Origin of the sequence: Sulfitobacter sp. HI0129 (assembly GCF_001635395.1) — a bacterium.
Taxonomy (GTDB): Bacteria; Pseudomonadota; Alphaproteobacteria; order Rhodobacterales; family Rhodobacteraceae; genus Sulfitobacter.
The window spans coordinates 1-390 of record NZ_LWGH01000996.1 but is presented as its reverse complement, the minus strand read 5'-3'; the positions used below and the strand labels follow the sequence as shown (position 1 = coordinate 390).

1 tRNA gene and 1 pseudogene are annotated in these 390 nt (G+C 63.3%); one reads left to right on the top strand and one right to left on the bottom strand.

The features are described from left to right. A pseudogene (locus A3764_RS21600) lies at nt 1-118 on the bottom strand (DedA family protein); the annotation flags it as partial. Nucleotides 119-238: 120 nt separating this feature from the next. Between A3764_RS21600 and A3764_RS21595 the strand changes: the two are divergent. Next, nucleotides 239-322 (top strand) — tRNA-Leu (locus tag A3764_RS21595). Nucleotides 323-390 lie beyond the last annotated feature (68 nt).

Here is a 390-nt window from a genome sequence, read left to right as displayed (position 1 = left end):
GGATGTCGGGCGGAATCGGAAAGAAGGAGCTTTCGACAAAGGCCACCACGGCCAGCGCCCAGACGGCATGGCGATGTTGGGCCCAGGCGAGGGTCCAGTCATAGAGACGTCTGATCATCCGCGGCACTCCGGTCTGCGCATCTCCAACACCATGCTGGCGCGCCGTGGTCAAGACACAGTGTAGGGGAAGTGATTTCGCTTGCCCGGAATGTCTGCTCGCGCTAAACGGCCCCGGCGTGCCCAAGTGGCGGAATGGTAGACGCAGGGGATTCAAAATCCCCCGCCGCAAGGCGTGCCGGTTCGAGTCCGGCCTTGGGTACCAGCCATAACTCCCGACCAGCAGTCGCTACATGATGGCGTTTGACGTTGGAGCGGGATGCGGGCCGGGCC